The sequence below is a fragment of the Sinomonas terrae genome, from assembly GCF_022539255.1.
Taxonomy (GTDB): domain Bacteria; phylum Actinomycetota; class Actinomycetes; order Actinomycetales; family Micrococcaceae; genus Sinomonas; species Sinomonas terrae.
This window is the reverse complement of the sequence record NZ_JAKZBV010000001.1, coordinates 3,318,562-3,338,888: the sequence shown is the minus strand read 5'-3', so window position 1 is coordinate 3,338,888 and position 20,327 is coordinate 3,318,562. Positions and strand designations below refer to the sequence as shown.

Genomic DNA, 20,327 nt, shown 5'->3' with positions numbered 1-20,327 from the left:
AGTGATCGGAAGCGAATACGGGATAGGAGAACCCAGCCGTGTCTGAGAGTGGCAGCGAAAGCGAAAACCCGGTCATCCCGACTCCGACTCCGAAGGCGAGCCGGCCCCGGACAATTCAGGACTGGTGGCCGAATCAGCCCAACCTCCAGGTCCTGCATCAGCACTCGCCGAAGTCCAACCCGATGGGCCAGGACTACAACTACGCCGAGGAGTTCAAGACCCTTGACCTCGAGGCGCTGCGGCGGGACCTCATCGAACTCATGACTACCTCGCAGGACTGGTGGCCCGCGGACTACGGCCATTACGGCCCGTTCTTCATCCGCATGTCGTGGCACTCGGCCGGGACGTACCGGATCGAGGACGGCCGTGGGGGAGGCGGCAGTGGAGCTCAGCGTTTCGCGCCGCTCAACAGTTGGCCCGACAACGCGAGTCTCGACAAGGCACGCCGCCTCCTGTGGCCGATCAAGCAGAAGTACGGCCGCAAGATCTCCATGGCGGATCTCATCGTCTACGCCGGCAACGTCGCGATGGAATCCATGGGCTTCAAGACGTTCGGATTCGGCTTCGGCCGGGAGGACATCTGGGAGCCAGAAGAGGTCTTCTGGGGTCCCGAGGACACGTGGCTGGGCGACGAGCGTTACACAGCTCCCGGCGATTTCGAGAGTCCTTTCGGCGCAGTGCAGATGGGCCTCATCTATGTGAATCCGGAGGGTCCGCAAGGCAATCCGGATCCGCTGGGTGCGGCTCACGATGTCCGCGAGACGTTCCGCCGCATGGCGATGAATGACGAGGAGACGGTCGCGCTCATCGCTGGCGGCCACACGTTCGGCAAGACCCACGGCGCAGTCAAGCCCGAGAACCTCGGCCCCGAACCCGAGGCCGCGCCCCTCGAGCAGATGGGTCTGGGCTGGAAGAACTTCGTCGGTACCGGGAACGGCCAGTACACCCTCACGAGCGGGCTCGAGGGAGCGTGGACCAACGAGCCCACCAAGTGGGACAACGGCTTCTACGAGAATTTGATGCGGTACGACTGGGAGGTGACCGAGAGCCCGGCGGGCGCGAAGCAGTTCAAGCCCACGAATCCGGAGGCCCAGAACACCGTTCCCGACGCCCACGATCCCTCGAAGCGCCACGCGCCGATGATGCTCACCACGGACCTCGCCCTTCGGGAAGACCCGATCTACGGGCCGATTTCGAAGCACTACTACGAGAACCCCGATGAACTCGCGGACGCGTTCGCGAAGGCCTGGTACAAGCTGCTCCATCGCGACATGGGGCCCGTCACCCGTTACCTCGGCCCGTGGGTCCCGGAGCCGCAGCTCTGGCAGGACCCGGTTCCCGCCGTCGACCACGAGCTGATCGACGCAGAGGACGTCGCCGCCCTCAAGGCCAAGATCCTGGATTCAGGACTGTCCGTTTCGCAGTTGGTCTCGACGGCTTGGGCGTCGGCGTCTAGCTTCCGTGGCACGGACAAGCGCGGCGGCGCCAACGGCGCGCGCATTCGCCTCGCACCGCAGAAGGACTGGGAGGTCAACCAGCCTGCCGAGCTGGCGAAGGTCCTGCAGACGCTCGAGCGGATCCAGCAGGATTTCAACGAGTCGCAGTCCGGTGGGAAGAAGGTCTCGCTCGCTGACGTGATTGTGCTTGCGGGGTGCGCGGCCGTCGAGCAGGCGGCGCGGAACGCCGGCGTCGAGGTCACCGTCCCGTTCGCGCCAGGCAGGACTGACGCGTCGCAGGAGCTGACGGATGTGGACTCGTTCGCCGTGCTCGAGCCGAAGGCCGATGGCTTCCGCAACTATCTCCGGGCCGGCCAGAAGCTGCCGCCGGAGACCATGCTCGTGGACAAGGCGTTCATGCTGAACCTCACCGCGCCCGAGATGACGGTCCTCGTCGGCGGCATGCGTGCGCTCAAGGCTAATTTCGGCCAGTCCGAGCATGGGGTGTTCACGGAGCGTCCGGAGGTTCTGACGAACGACTTCTTCAGGAACCTGCTCGATATGCGGACGGAGTGGAAGGCGTCCGAGACGGAGGAGAACGTGTTCGAGGGCCGGGACCGAGGGACCGGGGAGCGGAAGTGGACGGCGACCGCCGTCGACCTCGTCTTCGGCGCGAATTCCCAGCTGCGCGCGACCGCGGAGGTCTACGCGTGCGATGACGCGCAGGAGAAGTTCGTTCACGACTTCGTGCGCGCTTGGGACAAGGTGATGACTCTGGATCGATTCGATCTCAAGCGCTGAGAGCTCTCAATGAGAAGGGGCTGGGCCGCGGTCGTCGTTTTGATGGCCGCGGCCTGCCTCTTGCTGTCGGGCTGCGGCGGGGCCACTTCGCCGGGAAGTACGACGACGGCGCCACCCCCGACCGCTTCCTCGTCACCTCCGTTGCCGAGTGCTTCCGGGACGACGACGGCCCCGGCGGCTTCGACGCCGTCGTCCGGCACGGGCGTATTCGGCCTCATTACGGCTGGGCCCACTTGTCCTGTCCAAAGAGCGGACCAGTCGTGCCCTCCAGAGCTCGTCCCGACGGTTGTCCAGGCGCGAACTGCGGCTGGGGCCTCGGTGGCCTCGACCCAGAGCGATTCGGCTGGCCGCTACGCCCTCGATCTCGCACCCGGCAGTTACGTTCTGGTGGTCGGGGGCGCCGGGTGGCCTCGTTGCCCTGACACTCCCGTCACCGTTCGGGCAGGGTCTTCAGTCCGGGCGGACATAACGTGCGACACGGGTATTCGGTAGGGCGCAAGCTTTCGCACACCAGCTTGGACGCTTCCCGTTCGAGTGCGGGGGTGGCGAGCTCGAGATCATGGGAGATCACTTTGAGGCGGTGGCGCCAATCCAGACGCTTTCGCGCCTCGGATCGATTCCGTTCAGCGGTTGCGGGGGTCCAAGCCGCCACTGCGTCCTTCAATCGCGCCAGCCCTTCCGCACGATTTGTCCCGCCCAAATCCAAAGTAGCGCCGGCCCAGAGAAGGTAATCTGCTGCGGCGCTGTTGGGGGCCACCCCTGCTACCACGGCCCCATGAGCCAGGCTATCCACCCACCGTGCTGTCAAATACTCACGCACAGGGTGCGTATACCCTGCATCGTGCATGCCGTTCGAGAAGGCCAGCACGAACTTGGCGCGGCCGAGGGCATCATCTACGTGTAGCTGCGATTCCAGATCTGTGGGCTCAAATCGCGGACGGCCTTTGAAGACCAATCCGTGTTCACCGGCTTCCAAGCCCGTCATCACGTCATCGTCCCAGCTCTCGGGCTGGCGGCCGAGTCTCTGCAAGTCGACGGTCTTCAGTACCGGCTCTACACGAAGTGTGTCGGTTCCCCACGGCAACACTTGAACATCGACTCCGGTTGCCTCCGACCAGTGGTCACGGTCTCCGCCGTCGGTCACATAGAGGAAATCGAGGCGTCCTCGCTTCCTGGCGATCCTTGGAATGCGCTCCCACCAGAACGAATCGATGACCCAAGCAGCCACGGCTTCATACCGGGAAAGCAACGGCACCCCTTCGAGTAAGGCGTTCAGGTGCACGGGAGACGGAGCGATCACCAGGGCTCGGCGACGGCCTCCGCGCAATGGAGGCAAGAGACCGCGGGCCAAGAGAGCTTTGGTGTACCCAGCGTCGGTGTATTGAAGAAGACGAGCTTCGAGAAGATCTGATGCTAAGTGAGCAAGCCGTACAACTGGCGCCCAACCGCGGCCCCCCGGATGCGTGAAGATGATATCCAGATTGTTCATTTCTCAGCCTTCACTGGGATTTCTCGCTCGGAGCGGATGGAAGTCGGACCTCGTGCTCACTGTCACCTTCGAAGCCAACGCGGAGTTCGGGCCTTCCCGAACGCCCGTGCACCCGGTAGAGGACAGCCCCCCTCGAGGGCTCCGCAAGTCGTGCCAAGCCGTCCGGAGATCCCGTCGAGGTCTCGGCTCTGGGGCGCGACGAGCATCTTGCCCGCCGACCCTAAAGCCGAGGCAAGCCCGCTGAACCAGCGTCCGTGGCCAACGACTTCCGATTCCCGCCATAGCCCATACCGGTGTGCGTTCAGGGCATGCGCTCTTCCTCCGCGCCGCGCTGCGGCAAAGACACTGCGATGACCGGTTCGGATGCGATAAGCGAGCTTTGCCCCGGGGGTGGTGAGCACTGAACGACCCGAAGCCCTGATCCTCAAGGCGAGTTCGTTGTCCTCTCCTGCTGACCCCATCGAGTGATCGAATCCTCCAAGCTCAAGCATGGTGGATTTTCGGATGCCAAAGTTCCCGCCCATGAGAACGGGGAATGGTGCATTCCGCTGGTGGTCTTCAAGAGGACACAGCTCGGAATCATCTCCGAGCCATTGCCGGACCCCAGCGACCGCATCTGGGAAGTGTTCATCTCTCAGCGGTACGGCGGCACCCGAGTACAGGTCACACTGTTCGAGCAGTTCTGCCCCCTGCCACACCCAATGTGCCGGCACGCAGTCGTCTCCGTCGCAAAACAGCAGTTTGGACCCATGTGAGAAACGAACGCCAACATTCCTCGAATAGGAAGCACTTCGATGAGCGGGAGCGGAGACCAGACGGAGTTCGGCCCGGTTGGACTGGCGGTACCGGGCCGAGTAGGCATCCGCGACTGCAGCAGTGCCATCTGTCGAATCGTTGTCCACGACGACGACCTCGTATCGGGGCGCGTTCTCCTGTTCGAGCAGTGCCTCAAGCTGGACCCCGAGGGTCCTCGGGGCGTTTCGCACCGGAACTATGACAGAGACCTCGATCACGACGGCTTGCACTCCTTCCGCCTGCGCGCGGTTCACCAGGGAAGGCTAACTTGCCGAGTCAGCCACTTAGTCTCTCGATCCCCGATGTATCTCAGTGATGCTGAAAGCCTCGACGTTGGCCGACGTGAGCGTCGAACCCCCAACACTCGTGCGGACGTCACGGAGATTCTGCTGGTCTAGGCACGGAACTCACCGCTGGAAGGTACTGATTTTGCATTCCCTCCACTGAGACAGGTGACTGATCGATAGCAGTCGATTGACGCCGAGAGGCCCAACAGGCACCCACTAGCTCCAACAAGTAGCCAATGCAAAGCTAGTTCGTTCATCAGCGATTCCTGTCGGTGCTTCCGCGCATCTTGAACGACATCGTCCCGATCTTCTATGGAGGGAAACGTACAAGTAACCGACCGCGACGGGACGGCAGAGAGAGGAGATGGCGAAGGAGACCGCGGCGCGTTGCTCAACTCCGCATGCTGGCGCTACTGCAACTCTGAGGTTGCTCTAACAGCGAGTACGGGAAGCTATCTAGGTGGGGAAATGAAACTTGTCAGGAAGATGGTAGTTGCAACGCTGGGCTTGGCACTGATTGGCGGAGCTGGTTTAGTGGGCGTTCCCACGGCAAATGCTACTAGTCTCGTCGATTGCGGTAACCGCACCGATTTCTTCAAATTGACTACTGATGGTGGCAGGTCACTCTGTTTCGTAAGTTCCGGAGACGCTGCCACAACCTTGTACGGTCTTCGCTACCTCTCAACGGGCAATAACAGTGGCTGGGTCACCTACAGGGATGTCAGTTGGGGGATTTGGTATGACTCGCCGTACCGACCGCGTTGGTTTCGTGGGAGCTTCAATTCTCCGGTGATCGGTGGGGCGGTACACATACGATGATGAGAAGGATTCGTCATTTGCGGGCGACCCAAGGGTTGGCTCGCTCGTGTAACCGGGGACCGTTGAAGGTCGGCGGCCTCTTTATGGCGCTGTGGCTGACGGCTTGTGGTGTTTCGGAAGGAAGTTCTGGCTCCAGCAGCCAGCACTCGATTAGCACTTCGACCGAGGTGCGCTCGCGCCCATCGGTTGCGTCCGACCCAAATGACCTCTACAATGCATATCTTGCTGACGATCTGCTGGCTATTAATTCCGCCACGGTCGAACTTGAGTATAAATGCTACGCCGAAAGCGGCTTTCCTCAGTTTCTGGAAGTGCTTGCGGCTCAGAAAGCTAATTCGTTCCGATCACTTGCTACGACACCGGACTTCAAGTCCACCTTTATGTCGTTCTCGGAACTGCCTTGGTACCCAAATGAGGAATACGCAAGGTCGGTTGGCTTCGGACGTGATACGCCAGGTCTCGATTCCTTCGTGAACGTGAGTGACCCTTCGTTTCGTCTGCTCTCCGAACAGTGCAAGGAATCGGCGTCCAGCGCAATAGGGGGATTTGTTCACCTTGTGAAGGCCTACGTTTCCCTTGGCAACCGCCTTGCAGAGATTCTAGCGGTGGTCGACAAACAGAATCGTGGGCCACTCACAGATAGAGTCCTCTCGTGCATGGGCAAGAGTGGGTATCCAGTGGACCCAGACGGTCCTAACAAGGCACCTCTCTGGGGCGTTGATTTTGGGGTTCCCCTTGGAACAGCGCCGGTCGAGAAGTGGCCGGATCTCGGTAGGCGAGGGCCCGCCCAGGTGGTACCTGCGGAACCTGTAGGGCGATACATCCCGACAGCTGAGGAAGCAAATGCTGCAGTTGCCATGCACCGGTGTTCGATTGAGACGGGAGCACGTGAAGACTGGGTCAAGGCGATGACAAGTGCGAAGGAAAGAGGGTTGGAGCAGAACGAATCATTGTTGGCAGAACTCAACCCTCAAATCAAAGCATTGGCGAAGTCGGCTGCTATCGCATTGCAGAATGCTTCGAAAACACCGGCTCAATGACCTAGCGCCGAGCAAGCCGCGACCTTGCTTTCTTGGTGAGATAGACATAGCCTCGATAGCTCGCGATCATGCGGGCCCTCTGCCTCCAGTGGTCTGCCTTCGAACCGCGATCGCGACGCTCGTTGATCACGAAACTGGTCGTTGCAGTCTCCTTATAGCCGTCTAATCAGACCCCGAGCGGCCGCCCCACCGCCGGAATGCCGAGATGCTCGCGATCCTCTCTCCGCTTTGCGACCCAGTCCTTAAGCAGGCGTGAGCCGGGTGGTACCTGTAGATAGAAGAAGCCCTGGGAGCGAGGCCGAGCCTCCCCGCCCCAGCCGACAAGTCCTGCACACCCTCGCAGAATGTCTTGGACAGTTCGAACCTCGTGATCGTACATCTCGTCGCCTCCACCCCTCGGATAGAAACCAGGCAGGATATTGACGGCTGTTCCTGAAGCGAGATTGGCCAGAGCGCCACGACCGCGGGTAGCCGGATCGAAACCAACGGCGTCGGTCGCGTTCAGGGAGTGAACCTCGGCATTGAAGCGTTGGACCACGTATTCAAGCACAGCGCGCGGCTCGTCGTCTCGAACTGTCAGGACCACGGCGGTACTTGCCACCTCTCTCGTCCAGATCGTGCCTCCGGCATTCGCCATATTCTCAGCTGCCCAGCCGTTCGGCGTGTTCCAACCCGGGACAAGCTGGCGCTTTCTTGCCTCAGCTTGCGCGAGCATCCTTCTCCGTTGGCCTTCCCAGTCCGGGCTCTCGGCCAGTGCTGGCTGAGAAGAAGCAAGGAGCACGGTCGCCCCAGCCACCGCAAACCCGCTGCTGATTAGTGTCCGACGGGTGAATGAGTGTCTCATAACAAATATCAGCCCCAAATCAGAATCTGCGTGATGAAGACAGTAACCGTGGGGAAAACAAGTCCGATGACTCCTAGAACCCAAACTCGCCTTGGCGTGGCAGAATTGTGAGCTAATGAACCGGCGATTAGGAACCACGCGAAGAGTAACAGGATCGGCACGGCTATGAAGAGGACGGCAACGAGGAACGGATCCTCGTCGAAGGTCGCGTCCGCGTTTTCGGGGGCGAGCGGTGCCACCACTAGTTGGGTGAACGTATAGGGGGCGGTAATAGCTGGGATCACTTCGACGAGACCAAGCACGAGGGAGATTCCCGTGATTTTTACAGCAACTGCCCTAGATCCTCGATAGCGCATTCCTGGACGCGGTGATTCAGTCATCGCACCTCGTTAGGCCACAGGCAAGATTGAAGAGGGTATCCCAGCAATGCTAGGGAGCATGACTGTTTCCACCGGGCCGATGATGAGAATCGTACTGATTGCCGCGAGAATTGCCAAACATGGTATTCCCTCAGTATTCCCTCCAAGCGAGACCGAAAAAGCAAAGGGGAAGCTCGATGATTCTGGTGAGGAAAGGTGGTACCTATGGGTGAAAGGTCGGTCCATGACAATTTCGCTTTGTCTGAAGTCTTCAACTTACCGCTCCCGAAGCATGCGGTGGTACTTCTCGAAGACGCGGTACACACCAAGCAACTCATAGCCATATTTGACGGCGGCATCACCTGTCCCGTTATACCTCTGGAGAGTTTGGCGCGTGACGTCATCGCTGGCTTCTAGTCCTGGTCTGCCCAGTCCTTGCATGCCTGCAGCGTGAAGTAGAACCAGGGGAACCGTTTCTACGTTCTTGTCGTCCTGATTGTGGAGAATCTGCCAGATCATCCACACGTGGGCAGTGTTCGAGGGATCGAGAGTGGTCCCAGCGATAATCCCGTTTTGAGTACAGTAATTGGTTGCTCTGATTGCTGTGCGGGCATAGATTTGTGCCAGCCCTGTTGAGCAATCGTCGATTCCACCCTGACCTCTGTAGTACGATTCCACTCCAAGATCTGTCGCATCATCGACTTTGGTTCGTTTGCGCAATTCCCAGAATAGAGGTGCTTGGATTAATGCTTTACGAATCCGAAGTGTCTTGGAGAGTTCGGTCACCAATCGGTCATGTTTGAGCACGATCTCATATGAATCGGTAGTGCTAAGACTGAATTCGAAACTATATTCTCCAAGTTGAATAACCGTTTCCATGTAGATCTTAAGGTCTCTGAGCATCGCGTTCTTAAAGTACATATCGAATGTCACGTCGTACAGTTTCGGATCTCTCTGTGGCGGATCGAAATTTTGTTGTCCGGTATCGCGTCCAGAAGTGATGTTGTTGTCGATCTCGATCTGGCTGGACTCGGTGCCGATGGTGATGGTCTTGATTTGATCGAAGGCCCAATCCGACGGCAGCGGATAGCCAAGATTGCCGGAGAATCCGATGGACATGCCGCTGACGAAACTTGCAGAACTATGGCCTGCGGCCCCGACGCGCGCGCAAACGTTTCGCGGCCCATAGACTCCCACTTTGTACTCCGGTCCGTAGGTGTGAAGTGCTTGGGAAATACCTTCAAAGTGCGGAAGAATGTTGTTCGTGACCTGATGGTCGAGTGCGTCGAAGTCGACCGCGAAATAGATGCGCGTCCCGGCCTTGAACCCATGGTGACGAGCCCAGGTAACTGCACTGAGCCCGTCGGCGTAACCCTGCTCGGCACTGAAGTATGACGGGCTTCCTCCCCAAGTCTGGAAGATAGGGAAGCATGCCATGCCTGCGGCCGTGATCGTCGTCAGCTCTCCGGGTTCGATCATCTTGTTAAATGTGCCTGAAGTTCCGTTGCAGAGGTAGCGTCCAGCGATTCGATAACCATGTGCGAAAAGCGCTTTGGCACGGTCTGCAGTAACGGTCGTAATGCAATCGAATGCCCTTCCGGCCCGGGAGTCGTCGCCGGTCGAAACAAGGAGTGAAGCCCACGTCTGGAAGTCTGCCCGACCGGTGGGGGCGAGCGCCGCGAATGATTGGAACCCAATGACGTGGTCCCGCAGGTTGGTGTTGAATCCGTCCGTAAAGATTACTTCTGGTCTCTGATTGAATAGCATTGCCGCAGAAAACAACTGAACCCAGACTCCGGTCGCTCCTATGGCGAGGACCTGGCTTTTCAGTCCGGCCTTGGTGCCGGGGCCGAAAACGCCATTGGCAACGTTGTCGTCCATCCCCAGCTCAAACTGAATTGCGAGCATGAGAGCCCTTTGGACGTCCCGTGAGAAGTTCCCGTCGCATGGAACTGGAAAGAAGTTTCGTCGATGTATATACCGTGAGTTCAACCATTGCTGAACGCTTCGAACGGCTTCAGTTCCGCTGCCAATTCGAACGTAGGCATCCATCGTGAGCAGGGCCTTCATTGCCTTTGGCGTGAGGCTACCCCCGGGCCAGACGCCTGATAGCCCCATATTCTGCTTCAGAGTGCTAGCGCCCCTTGCAGTGCGGCTGTCGAAGACGCCATTGATTTCACCGCCGTCGTAGCCCTTGCAGTACAGGGCTGCTTGCGCCACGCGAACGATGGCGGCGTTGCGGCACGTGTCGTCGATGAGGGGATATTGACTTCCGAGTTGGCTGAGCGTGATCGGACCGAAGTTGTCTGAGAGATTCGTTATCTTGAGTTCGTATTGGAGAATCCGGGTGAGCGCGTACATGACGGCCCAGCTCGTCCGCCCGTCTTCCTCCACGTTGGGTATTCCGCTCACCGCGTAGGTGTTGATCCACTGTTGAGCGCGTAGCACCATCTTGTCTGCCATGGGCTTCCCCTCTAGCTCCTCTGAGTGTCACAGCCGTTGTCCGTGCGATCAGTAGTTAAAAATAGTGAAGTTTCTACTACTGATGTGCATGCATCCTTCCCACTGAGGGAATCCGGGGCAGGAAGCAAGGACTACGGAATGAGCGACGGCGCGCACCCCTTGGGAGATGCGCGCCGTCGTCGTTCGCTGCCTGATGCCTCATCTAGAGGCGAGCCAGCCGTCCTAGGGCGAGACGTGGTCCAGGTGCCGGTTCCGCGTGTGCGGCGTGAACTGGACGATGACTGCCGACACCACCATGAAGGAGGTGATGAGGAGCAGCGCCCAGAGCACGGAGAGGTGCGGCAGGAGTGGAGCGATCGCGAGGACGCCGATTCCGCCACCGATATGGCCCACGCCGTCGACGAGTGCGAAGCCAGTGGTCCGGGCACGGGTCGGGAAGAGTTCGGCGGTGAGGGCGTAGGTGGGGGAGACCCACATGTTGAAGCCGGCGAAGATCAGTGCTGCACCGATGAACGCGATGAGGATGTCGGTGCCCGCGAGAGCCACGGTGAACGCGCCGGCGAGGGTCACGACCGCCGCGATCGGGAGCCATACCCGCCGCTCGAGCTTCTCCACGATGAAGGACATGATCACGGCCTCGGCCACGAAGCCGATGGTCCCGACTGCCGCGATGACGCCCGCCTCGGGCGGAGCGTAATGCAGCGACGTGAGCACGGCCGTGAACCCTGCCGCGAAGGAGTACACGGTGATGTACCCGATGAACCACATCACCAGCAGCAGGAGGATTCGCTTGAGGTAGAACGGGTTCCCGAACAGTTCGCGGTAGGGCGCGGACGACGACGGCTTGGCGCCTTCCGCACGCGCGGCGGCACCGGCGTCGTCGGACGTTTCGAGAGTAGCGGCAGCGGCAGGCTCGGGGAGCGGGCCCTTCTGGAGGGCGCGGTGCTCCATCTCAGCGACGGTCTTGTCCGCTTCCTGGAGCCGCCCGCGCTGAGCCAGCCACCTCGCGGACTCGGGAAGCTCGAACCGGAGCAGGATCGCGACCACGGCGAGAATCGCACCGATGCCGTACATCCAACGCCAGCCGTCTTCGAACCCGGGGCCGGCGACGGCGAACGGGAGGCCGAGCGGCCACGGCGTCGCTGGCGTGGTGAGCCAGAGGCCGAGCCAGATGCCGAAGAACGCGCCGAGCGCGGACATGATGAAGATGACCGTGGTGAATTTCGCGCGAGAACGCCTCGGCGCCACCTCGCTGATGTAGGTGTTGACGATCGCGAGGTCGGCGCCGATGCCGATGCCCGTCACGATGCGGGAGATGGTGAAGTTCAGGTAGTCGGTTGAGAACGCCGTGTACAGGGAGCCGAGGCCGGTGATGAGCATCGTGAACAGCAGCATGTTGCGGCGTCCGATGCGGTCGGCGACCGGGCTGAGGACGAGCGTCCCGACCACGTAGCCCGCGAGGTTGAGCACTACGGGAAGAGGCAGGGCGTCGAGCGCGGTCTCGGGCGTGCAGCCTTTCTGGAGGCTTACGCACGTCTGGATGAAAGAGACGTTGATGTCGAAGATGTCGTAGAAGGTGAACAGGAACCCCAGTCCGATGATGGCGATGAAGGACGGGGAGAGCGACCAAACCTGGAGGCGGTCGAGTCGAGCATTGATGCTGCGCGCGGAGACTGCGGTGGGTGCGGTGCTCACCGGAGGCGGTTCTCCGCTCGGGCGGCTGCGGGGACCGGAAGAGCCATGGGTTTCCCTCGTTTCACATCGTTGTGACTGACGCGCCCTCGTTAGCGCGTTCGATAATAGAACTCCACGTTCCAATATCGCTTAGACGATGGTAGAGGTTGCTTCCTTGAGCTTTCAAGCACTTTCTGCGCATCAGAATTTTGGTGCGTGGATGGACCTGCCGCTGACGGACGTGCTGCTCGCGCAGATGCTCTTGTGACGGCTGGTACTTGTTGCCGCAAGGGCTGCCAGCGGTGGCGAGCGGATAGCGATCGAGGCTTGTGCGGTATGGCGACGGGGGGCAGAACGTGCTGGACGCGAGCTCGATCGAAGGGGCCCTGGAGCGTATGTGGCCCCAGCTGACCCCCGCGCAGTTCGTGCGGGAGCTGTACGGCTCCCGCGATCGACTGATTAAAGCCAATAAGGGGTTTGATGAAGGCGAGTTGGACCTCCTGTATCGTCCGATGGTCGCTCGGATGGCAGACGAGCCGTGGACCAAAGCGGACTTGGCAGTGGTGGATCTCGCCCAGACGCTGATGCGAGGGGTGCCGCAGAAATACGAGCACATTGTCGTCGATGAAGCGCAGGATCTTTCGCACATGGAGTTGCTCGCGTTGCGCGCTCGCTCGCGCAGCGGGTCTATGACCGTCGTCGGCGACATTGCCCAATCGACTGGTCCGCATGCTCGCGACTCATGGGACTCAGTGGAAAAGGCCCTAATGATGGGGCTCCCATCCCAGGAGACCAGACTTGAGCATGGTTATCGTGTTCCCCGCCAGGCCTTCAATCTCGCCCTCCCGGTTCTCGCCGAAGCCGCGCCCAAGGTAGAAGCGCCATTGGTCCTGCGTGATGTGGACCAGGAACCGATCTGGACAATAGTGGCTGAAGATCAGTTCAGTTGCGCGGTTGCGAAAGCAGTTATTGACCGTAGTAAGGGCTATTTCGTCGGCGTCATCGCCCACCCCGACCGCTGGGAGGATCTCCGTATCGCATTTGACCAGCAAGGACTCAAGTGGGCTGAATCAAGCTCCGGTGAGCTCTCGGGCGCGATCAATCTGGTCGCCCCTGAAGATGCAAAGGGCTTGGAGTTTGATGCGGTCATCGTTGTTGACCCCCAGCGCATCGCCGAAATGCCTCATGGGATGAGGCTTCTCTACATAGCGCTCACGCGGACGACCACGATGCTGGACATTGTTATTCCAGAAGGAAACGTGCCGCGCCTCTTCCAAGAGCTCATTCCGCCGGCAGCGTTGTCGAGAACGGCTGAGAATGAAATGGATTTCCATTCACCGCTCGTGAGTGAAGCTCAGGTGGAGCCGCCACCCCTGATCGATCCGTTTTCGATTCCGATGCCCGCGGTACCCCACGCCCTTGACGGGGCTATTTCGGCGGCAGTTGCATTGACTGCGGCTGTCGCGCCAGCTGGAGGGCCAAGGCCAAGTGAGCCCTTCAGCTCCCTGCCTTCAAATCTTCAATCAATTGTTGAAGTTTGGGTCAAGCACTACCGTGAGGAGCTGGCGCAGAGCGTTGCGCCCCGACTCATCCCTGCAGTAATTGAGCGGCTCTACGAAGAAATTGCCACGCTCCCGGATAAACCGTAGACAGTCAATCTTTAGTTGCTTCCGTGGCTGAAGTGCAAGCGGATCTTGTTGGCAACACCGAAGGCTCCGCGTCGTCTTGGCCCGGCCGATCGCGTTGGGACCCGGCCGATCGCATTGGGAGTCGCGTTCAGTCCCCAGAAGCGGGGTGCTCCGCCCCGTCTGTTTGGACCGCAAAGGCGGTAATGCACCGCGGTCAAGAATGCCATGGATCCGCAGGGCATTCTGGATGTCGGCGTGCCATTCCGCTGCGGGGCGACCTCAGGGCTTAGTTCTCGGGGTGGTCGTTGTCTGGCGCTTGGCTCGCGTGAGCCCTTGCCCTGCCGATGTGACCCATGCCATACTCGTTCTCGATACGCATCGACGATACGGTTCGACGAGCACGAGGAGGTGGCCGATGCCGACCAGCAAGGACGTGGCCCGTCTCGCGGGCGTCTCGCAGAGCACCGTCTCGTACGTCATGAGCGGCCGGCGGCCCATCTCGGAGAAGACCCGCAAGCGCGTCGAGGACGCCATGGCCCAGCTCGCGTTCCAGCCGAACGCCGGCGCGAGGGCGCTCGCCAGCCGCCGCAGCCAGGTCATCGGCCTCGCGATCCCGTTCGTGCCGGACCTGCACAGGGGATCCATGATGGGGTTCATCTCGGTCATCGCCACCACTGCACGGCAGAGCGACTACGACATCCTCCTCGTCACCGACGACGAAGGCCCCGCCGGCCTCGAGCGGGTGGTGGGCCAGCAGCTGGTCGACGGGCTGATCATCATGCAGGTCGAGGGCGACGACGCCCGCGTCCCCGTCATCCGCAACCTCCCCGTCCCGAGCGTCCTGATCGGCATCCCCGACAGGCACGAGGGCCTCCAGTGCATCGACGCCGATTTCGAGCTCGCCGGGCAGCTGTGCGTCGAGGAACTCGCACAGGTGGGCCACGAGACGGTGACGCTCGTGAACTGGCAGGACGCCGTCGTCCGACGCCACGCGATGAACTACGTCAAGCGGTTCCACCGCGGCGTCGACAGGGCGGCCGCGGCTGCAGGCCTCAAGGTCCTCCACGCACCGGGCCGCATCACGATCTCCGGCATGGAGAAGGCCGTCGCCAAGGCGCTCGAGCAGACGAAGGGCATCCCCGCCTTCATCGCCCCGGACGCCGCCAACCAAGATCTCCTCGTGGAAGCCCTCAACAACCTGGGCCTCGTCCTCGGGAAGGACGTCTCCGTCGTCGTCAACTGCTCCGACAGCCTTGCCGAGCGGCAGCACATCCCGCTGACCACCATCGGCTTCGAACCCGACGAGGTCTCCCGGCGAGTCGTCAACATGATCGTCCGTGACCTCACCGACCCCACGTCCAGGCCCCACGAGGCCGTGGAGCTCGTCCGCCCCGTCCTCAAGAGGCGGAAGAGCACCTTGAGCCAGCGCCCCAAGCGCTGACAGAACCCAACCCCTCCAACCAGTCCCACTACAGCACCAATCGATGCGCATCATCGATACGCATCGACATGCAAAACCGACAACCAACAAACCGCCTCGCACCTCCGAACTCATACCTCAGATGGGACCTTCCCCAAGAAGCAAAGGAGCTTTTCTGTGAAGAATTCACGCGTAGTCGCGGCGCTCGCCGGAGCGGCCTCCCTCGCGCTCGCCCTGGCGGCCTGCTCGTCGGGATCAACCTCCGCCTCTGGTGGGAAGCAGACGCTGACGATCGAGGACTACTACACCAGCACCTATGATCCGCTCTACAAGGACTGCGGCCAGCAGATCGGCGCGAACATCAACCCGGTGCACGTGGCCGGTGCGGCGCTGATCGCCAAGGTGCTGCAGCAGGCCTCGTCGAGGACCCTGCCCGACGTCCTGATGCTCGACAACCCGGACGTGCAGCAGATCGCCTCGACCGGCGCGCTCGCGCCGCTCAAAAACTTCGGTGTGAGTGCACCGGCCGGCGACGTTCCCGGCGTCGTCAACGCTGGCACCTACAACGGCGAACTGTACGGCCTGGCTCCCGTGATCAACTCGATTGCGTTGTACTACAACGTTGACATGCTCAAGGCCGCGGGCCTCACGCCGCCCAAGTCGTGGGACGAGCTCAAGGCTGACGCGGCCAAGCTGACAGACCCGAGCAAGGGCGTCTACGGCTTCGCGATGAGCAACATCAACACCTACGAGGGCACGTGGCAGTTCCTGCCGTTCTTCTGGACGAACGGCGGCGACGAGAAGAACATCAACAGCCCGGCCGCCCAGCAGGCCCTGCAGTTCGACGTCGCCCTGCAGAACGACGGCTCGATGTCGAAGAGTTCGGTGACGTGGAGCCAGCAGGACGTGAACAACCAGTTCATGGCCGGCAAGGCCGCCATGATGATCAACGGCCCGTGGCAGCTTCCCCATCTCAACGCCACGAAGGGCCTGAACTTCGCGAGCGTGCCGATCCCCACCCGCACGGCCGACCAGCAGATCGTCTCCCCGCTCGGCGGCGAGACCTTCAACGTCCCGCAGACTGGCGACAAGACGAAGATGGGCCTGGCCGCGAAGTTCGTCCAGTGCATCAACACTCCCGCGATGCAGGTGAAGGACGCAGAGATCTCCGGCAACGTGCCAGCTCAGGAATCGGCCGCCGCGGACTGGGCGAAGAGCCACCCACAGGTTGCATCCTTCGTCGAGACCGTGAAGACGGCTCGCGCCCGCACGGCTGAACTCGGCCCGAAGTGGCCCACGGCCGCGACCGCCATCTACACCGCAGTCCAGGATGCCCTCACGGGCAAGGCATCGCCGTCGGACGCCCTCCAGCAGGCGCAGGCGCAGAACAAGTAGACCGGTCAGCCGGGGGGCGGCCCAGCCCGCCCCCGGCATCCGATCCGCAAAGGAGCGTGACATGACCTCAGTGAGTGACATGACCTCGGTGAAGGGTCGCCTTGACCGGCGCCAGCGCCCGACGGCGAGCGGCCCGGTTGCGCCGCGGCGCAGGCCCCGCTTTGGCCGCTACGTGGCCAGATGGCTCTTCGTCGCACCGGCCGTCCTCTTCGTGCTGATCTTCTTCGGCTATCCGATCGTGCAGAACGTGATGATGTCGCTGCAGAACTACACGACCACCACCTTCTACACGGGCGAGGCGCCGTGGGTCGGCTTCGCGAACTACGTCACCGTCTTCACGAGTCCGTTGTTCACGACGACGGTGATCAACACCGCGCTGTTCACGGTCGGTTCGATCGTGTGCCAGTTCGCGATCGGCCTCGCGCTGGCGCTGTTCTTCAAGCGGCGCTTCCCGCTCGGCGGGTTCCTCCGCTCGCTCCTGCTCCTGCCGTGGCTGCTCCCGCTCATCGCCTCCGCGGCGGTGTGGAAGTGGATCCTGGACCAGGGCTCGGGAGCGCTCAACCAGTTCCTCGGCCTCTTCGGCGTCAGCCCGGTGCCGTGGCTCGTGAGCCCGAGCCTCGCGCTGGTCGCCGTGATCGGCGTGAACATCTGGCTGGGCATCCCGTTCAACACGACCATCCTGTACAGCGGCCTTCAGGCCGTGCCGGAGGAGCTCTACGAGGCGGCGTCGCTGGACGGCGCGGTCGGGTGGAAGGCCTTCTGGCACATCACGTGGCCGAGCATCCGCTCGGTGGTGGGCGTCGTCGTCGTCCTCGGCGTGGTCTACACGCTCAAGGTGGTGGACATCATCCTCGGCCTCACGGGCGGGGGACCGGCGAACTCGACCCAGACGCTCGCGACGTGGGCCTACCAGAACTCGTTCGTGCAGTTCCTGTTCGGCCAGGGCGCCGCCGTGAGCAACGTGCTGATCGCGGTCTCGCTCGTCTTCGCCCTGGTGTACCTCTCGATGACCCGTAAGGAGGTCGACGAATGACGACGGCCACACAGCAGGTGATCCTCGCGCCGAGCGCCGTACGGAAGGACCGCAACCGGCCCTCGAGGAAATGGCCCATGACGGTGCTGGGGATCATCTTTCTGGCCATCATGGTCTTCCCGGTCTACTGGATGATCAACAGCAGCCTGCAGGCGAACTCAGGCGCCGTGAACACGGACTGGTTCCCGATCCATCCCACGTTCGCCGGCTACCAGACGGCCCTCGCGCAGCAGGGCGGGAACCTCGTCACGAGCCTCATCGTCTCGGTGAGCACCGTCGTGCTGACCCTCGCGGTTGCCACGCCGGCGGCGTACGGGCTGGCCCGCTTCAAGATGAAGGGGATGACGGGATTCGTGTTCGTCCTGCTCATCACGCAGATGATCCCCACGATCGTCATCGCGAACGCGCTTTACACGCTCTTCAACAACCTCGGCCTGCTGAACTCGTACCTCGGCCTGATCCTCGCGGACAGCGCGGCGCAGATCCCGTTCTCGATCCTGTTGATGCGCGCATTCATGACGTCGATCCCGGCGACCCTCGTCGAGGCGGCGCTGGTCGACGGCGCGAACAACTTCCGCGCGTTCGTCTCGATCGTCCTGCCCATCAGCAAGAACGCGATCATCACGGCGGCGCTGTTCACCTTCCTCGGGGCGTGGGGCGACTTCCTCTTCGCCCTGACGCTGACCAGCACCCCGGACGTCCGCCCCATCACCCTGGGCATCTACAACTACCTCGGCGCCAACGTCTCCGAGTGGGGCCCGGTCATGGCAACGGCCGTGATCGCGTCCATCCCGGCCGGGGTGCTGCTCGTTCTCGCGCAGAAGTACATCGCGGCCGGCGCGCTCGGCGGCGCGGTCAAGTAATCGTGAAACAGAAGGAGAAACCATGAATACCAAGGATGGAAGGCGACTGCGCGTCGTCGTCTGGGGAGAGAACCGGCACGAGCAGGCGGAGCCGCACGTCGCCGAGATCTACCCGGACGGCATGCACAACGCGATCAAGGAGGGCATCGAGGAGAACCTCGGCGAGCGGGTCAGCGTCACGACGGCGCTGCTGGACGACCCCGAGCACGGGCTCAGCGAGGAACGCCTTGCCGAGACCGACGTGCTGACCTGGTGGGGCCACGCGGCACACGCTGAGGTCTCGGACGAGGTGGTCGAGCGCGTGCACCGGCACGTCCTCGAAGGCATGGGCCTTGTGGTGCTGCACTCCGGACACTGGTCGAAGATCTTCCAGAAGCTCATGGGCACCACGTGCACGCTGCGCTGGCGGAGCGAGAACGACCGCGAGCTCGTATGGACGGTCGATCCTACGCACCCGATCGCCCAGGGGGTCCCACACCCGATCGAGATCCCGCAGCAGGAGATGTACGGCGAGCAGTTCGACATCCCGAGGCCGGACGAGATCGTCTTCATCAGCTCGTTCACCGGGGGAGAGGTCTTCCGCAGCGGCATCACCTTCCGGCGCGGCAACGGGAAGATCTTCTACTTCAGCCCCGGCGACCAGGACTTCCCCGTGTACCACCACAAGGACGTGCGCCGCGTCATCGCCAACGGTGTGCAGTGGGCGGCCAGCGAGCGGCAGAAGCGGGAGATCCCGGTGTTGCTGCGCTACGAGTCCGGCGACTTCTTCAACGGCCACGGCTACCAGGGTGCAATGCGCGACAGGGTCGACCATTGATGGGCTCCTTCGCCGTCGTGCCCGACGACGGGCCGCTGCGCCTCGTCCTCGTCGGGGCCGGGAACATGGGGCGCGCGTGGCTGCGGATGATCGCGGGCACGCCTGCTGTTCGTCTCGTCGGTCTGGTCGACCTTGACCTCGACCTCGCCCACCGCGCGGCCGCGGAGCACGGGCTCGACGTCGTGATCGGCTCCTCGCTCACCGCGGTCGCCGCGGAGTCCGGGGCGCAGGCCGTCATCGACGTGACCGTGCCGCCCGCGCACCACGCGGTCAACACCGAGGCGCTCCTGGCCGGACTGCCCGTGCTGTGCGAGAAGCCGATCGCGCCGACCGTCGCCGAGACGCTCTCGCTCATCGCGACCGAGGAGGTCTCCGGGCAGCTGCTCATGACGAGCCAGTCCCGCCGCTACTACCCGGCTCTGGCAAAGCTGAAGAGCATGACGGCGACGCTCGGCGACGTCGGCATCGTCACCACGGAGTTCTTCAAGGCGCCGCACTTCGGCGGCTTCCGGGAGGAGATGGAGCATCCCCTCCTCGTGGACATGGCGATCCACGCGTTCGACGCCGTGCGCTACCTGCTCGACGCCGATCCCGTCACCGTGGACTGCCGCACCTTCAACCCGGCCTGGAGTTGGTACCGCGGCGATGCAGCGGCCAACGCGCTCTTCACGTTCGACGGCGGAACGCGGTACGCCTACACCGGCAGCTGGTGCAGCCCCGGGCTCGAGACCTCGTGGAACGGCCGTTGGCGAGTGAGCGGGGCACGCGGCACGGCGGTGTGGGACGGCGACGGCGAACCGGCCGTCGTCCAAGCCGAGGACGACGGCGCGTGGGCGGGGGAGGTGCCGGAGGTGCGGTCCGAGATCGCGGGCGCGCTCGACGAGTTCGTCTCGGCGCTGCGCACCGGCGAAACCCCCTCCGGCGACGTCCACTCCAACGTCCACAGTCTCGCGATGGTCGAGGCCGCCGTGCTCTCCGCCGCGACCGGGCGCACGGTTGAACTCGCCGTCGTGCTCGAAGACGCCTACCGCACCGCGCTCGAGAACGAGCGCCGCGATGACGTGCGCGAGGCCCTGCGGTCGTGGGGCTCGGCGTCCGCGAGGACCGGAAGGGCTGCGCTGACGGCGCAACGCCCAGCCTGACTTGCCTGACATCGACGAACGA

The 20,327-nt window shown here is 62.3% G+C and carries 16 protein-coding genes; 10 read left to right on the top strand and 6 right to left on the bottom strand.

The window, feature by feature from the left end:
- Positions 1 to 38: 38 nt before the first annotated feature.
- Positions 39 to 2,237, top strand: coding sequence for a catalase/peroxidase HPI (katG, locus tag L0M17_RS15380; RefSeq protein WP_241055070.1), 2,199 nt, complete (start codon positions 39 to 41; stop codon positions 2,235 to 2,237).
- 9 nt (positions 2,238 to 2,246) lie between these two features.
- Positions 2,247 to 2,729 (top strand): carboxypeptidase-like regulatory domain-containing protein, encoded by a 483-nt coding sequence (locus L0M17_RS22965; protein ID WP_372498031.1) that lies wholly within the window; start codon positions 2,247 to 2,249, stop codon positions 2,727 to 2,729.
- On the opposite strand, the gene L0M17_RS15375 is transcribed toward L0M17_RS22965, so the two are convergent.
- Positions 2,668 to 3,726 carry a glycosyltransferase family 1 protein gene (locus L0M17_RS15375; RefSeq protein WP_241055068.1) on the bottom strand — a complete coding sequence of 353 codons (1,059 nt, stop codon included), beginning with the start codon at positions 3,724 to 3,726 and terminating at the stop codon, positions 2,668 to 2,670. The genes L0M17_RS22965 and L0M17_RS15375 overlap by 62 nt on opposite strands.
- Positions 3,727 to 3,788: 62 nt before the next feature.
- Entirely contained in the window at positions 3,789 to 4,739 is a 951-nt protein-coding gene (locus tag L0M17_RS22960) for a glycosyltransferase family 2 protein (RefSeq protein WP_372498030.1), read from the bottom strand.
- Between the two features lie 950 nt (positions 4,740 to 5,689).
- On the opposite strand from L0M17_RS22960, the gene L0M17_RS15370 reads away from it, so the two are divergent.
- Complete coding sequence (locus L0M17_RS15370) at positions 5,690 to 6,667, top strand: hypothetical protein (RefSeq protein ID WP_241055066.1); 978 nt, start codon at positions 5,690 to 5,692, stop codon at positions 6,665 to 6,667.
- Between the two features lie 166 nt (positions 6,668 to 6,833).
- Here the strand turns inward: L0M17_RS15370 and L0M17_RS15365 are convergent, their stop codons facing one another.
- From L0M17_RS15365 to L0M17_RS15350, 4 genes are all read right to left on the bottom strand, one after another.
- Positions 6,834 to 7,382: a hypothetical protein gene (locus L0M17_RS15365; RefSeq protein ID WP_241055064.1), complete on the bottom strand. Its 549-nt coding sequence runs from the start codon at positions 7,380 to 7,382 to the stop codon at positions 6,834 to 6,836.
- Positions 7,383 to 7,519: 137 nt separating this feature from the next.
- Entirely contained in the window at positions 7,520 to 7,891 is a 372-nt protein-coding gene (locus L0M17_RS15360) for a hypothetical protein (protein WP_241055062.1), read from the bottom strand.
- A 255-nt stretch (positions 7,892 to 8,146) separates the two neighbouring features.
- Positions 8,147 to 10,333 carry a glycoside hydrolase domain-containing protein gene (locus L0M17_RS15355; protein WP_241055060.1) on the bottom strand — a complete coding sequence of 729 codons (2,187 nt, stop codon included), beginning with the start codon at positions 10,331 to 10,333 and terminating at the stop codon, positions 8,147 to 8,149.
- A 222-nt stretch (positions 10,334 to 10,555) separates the two neighbouring features.
- Positions 10,556 to 12,028 (bottom strand): MFS transporter, encoded by a 1,473-nt coding sequence (locus L0M17_RS15350; RefSeq protein WP_241055058.1) that lies wholly within the window; start codon positions 12,026 to 12,028, stop codon positions 10,556 to 10,558.
- Positions 12,029 to 12,363: 335 nt separating this feature from the next.
- Between L0M17_RS15350 and L0M17_RS15345 the strand changes: the two genes are divergently transcribed.
- The 7 genes from L0M17_RS15345 (at position 12,364) to L0M17_RS15315 (ending at position 20,305) form a co-directional block, all read left to right on the top strand.
- The gene (locus tag L0M17_RS15345) at positions 12,364 to 13,656 is read left to right on the top strand and encodes an ATP-binding domain-containing protein (RefSeq protein ID WP_241055056.1); all 1,293 of its coding nucleotides are present in this window, start codon (positions 12,364 to 12,366) and stop codon (positions 13,654 to 13,656) included.
- A 394-nt stretch (positions 13,657 to 14,050) separates the two neighbouring features.
- Positions 14,051 to 15,076, top strand: a complete 1,026-nt coding sequence (locus L0M17_RS15340; RefSeq protein WP_241055054.1) for a LacI family DNA-binding transcriptional regulator — start codon at positions 14,051 to 14,053, stop codon at positions 15,074 to 15,076.
- 156 nt (positions 15,077 to 15,232) lie between these two features.
- A complete protein-coding gene (locus tag L0M17_RS15335; RefSeq protein ID WP_241055052.1) occupies positions 15,233 to 16,450 on the top strand; it encodes a sugar ABC transporter substrate-binding protein in 1,218 nt (405 codons plus the stop codon).
- A 61-nt stretch (positions 16,451 to 16,511) separates the two neighbouring features.
- Entirely contained in the window at positions 16,512 to 17,483 is a 972-nt protein-coding gene (locus L0M17_RS15330) for a carbohydrate ABC transporter permease (RefSeq protein ID WP_241055050.1), read from the top strand.
- Complete coding sequence (locus L0M17_RS15325) at positions 17,480 to 18,346, top strand: carbohydrate ABC transporter permease (RefSeq protein WP_372498029.1); 867 nt, start codon at positions 17,480 to 17,482, stop codon at positions 18,344 to 18,346. Before L0M17_RS15330 ends, L0M17_RS15325 begins: the two co-directional genes overlap by 4 nt.
- 22 nt (positions 18,347 to 18,368) lie before the next feature.
- The gene (locus tag L0M17_RS15320; protein ID WP_241055048.1) at positions 18,369 to 19,163 is read left to right on the top strand and encodes a ThuA domain-containing protein; all 795 of its coding nucleotides are present in this window, start codon (positions 18,369 to 18,371) and stop codon (positions 19,161 to 19,163) included.
- A complete protein-coding gene (locus L0M17_RS15315; RefSeq protein ID WP_241056470.1) occupies positions 19,163 to 20,305 on the top strand; it encodes a Gfo/Idh/MocA family protein in 1,143 nt (380 codons plus the stop codon). Before L0M17_RS15320 ends, L0M17_RS15315 begins: the two co-directional genes overlap by 1 nt.
- Positions 20,306 to 20,327 lie beyond the last annotated feature (22 nt).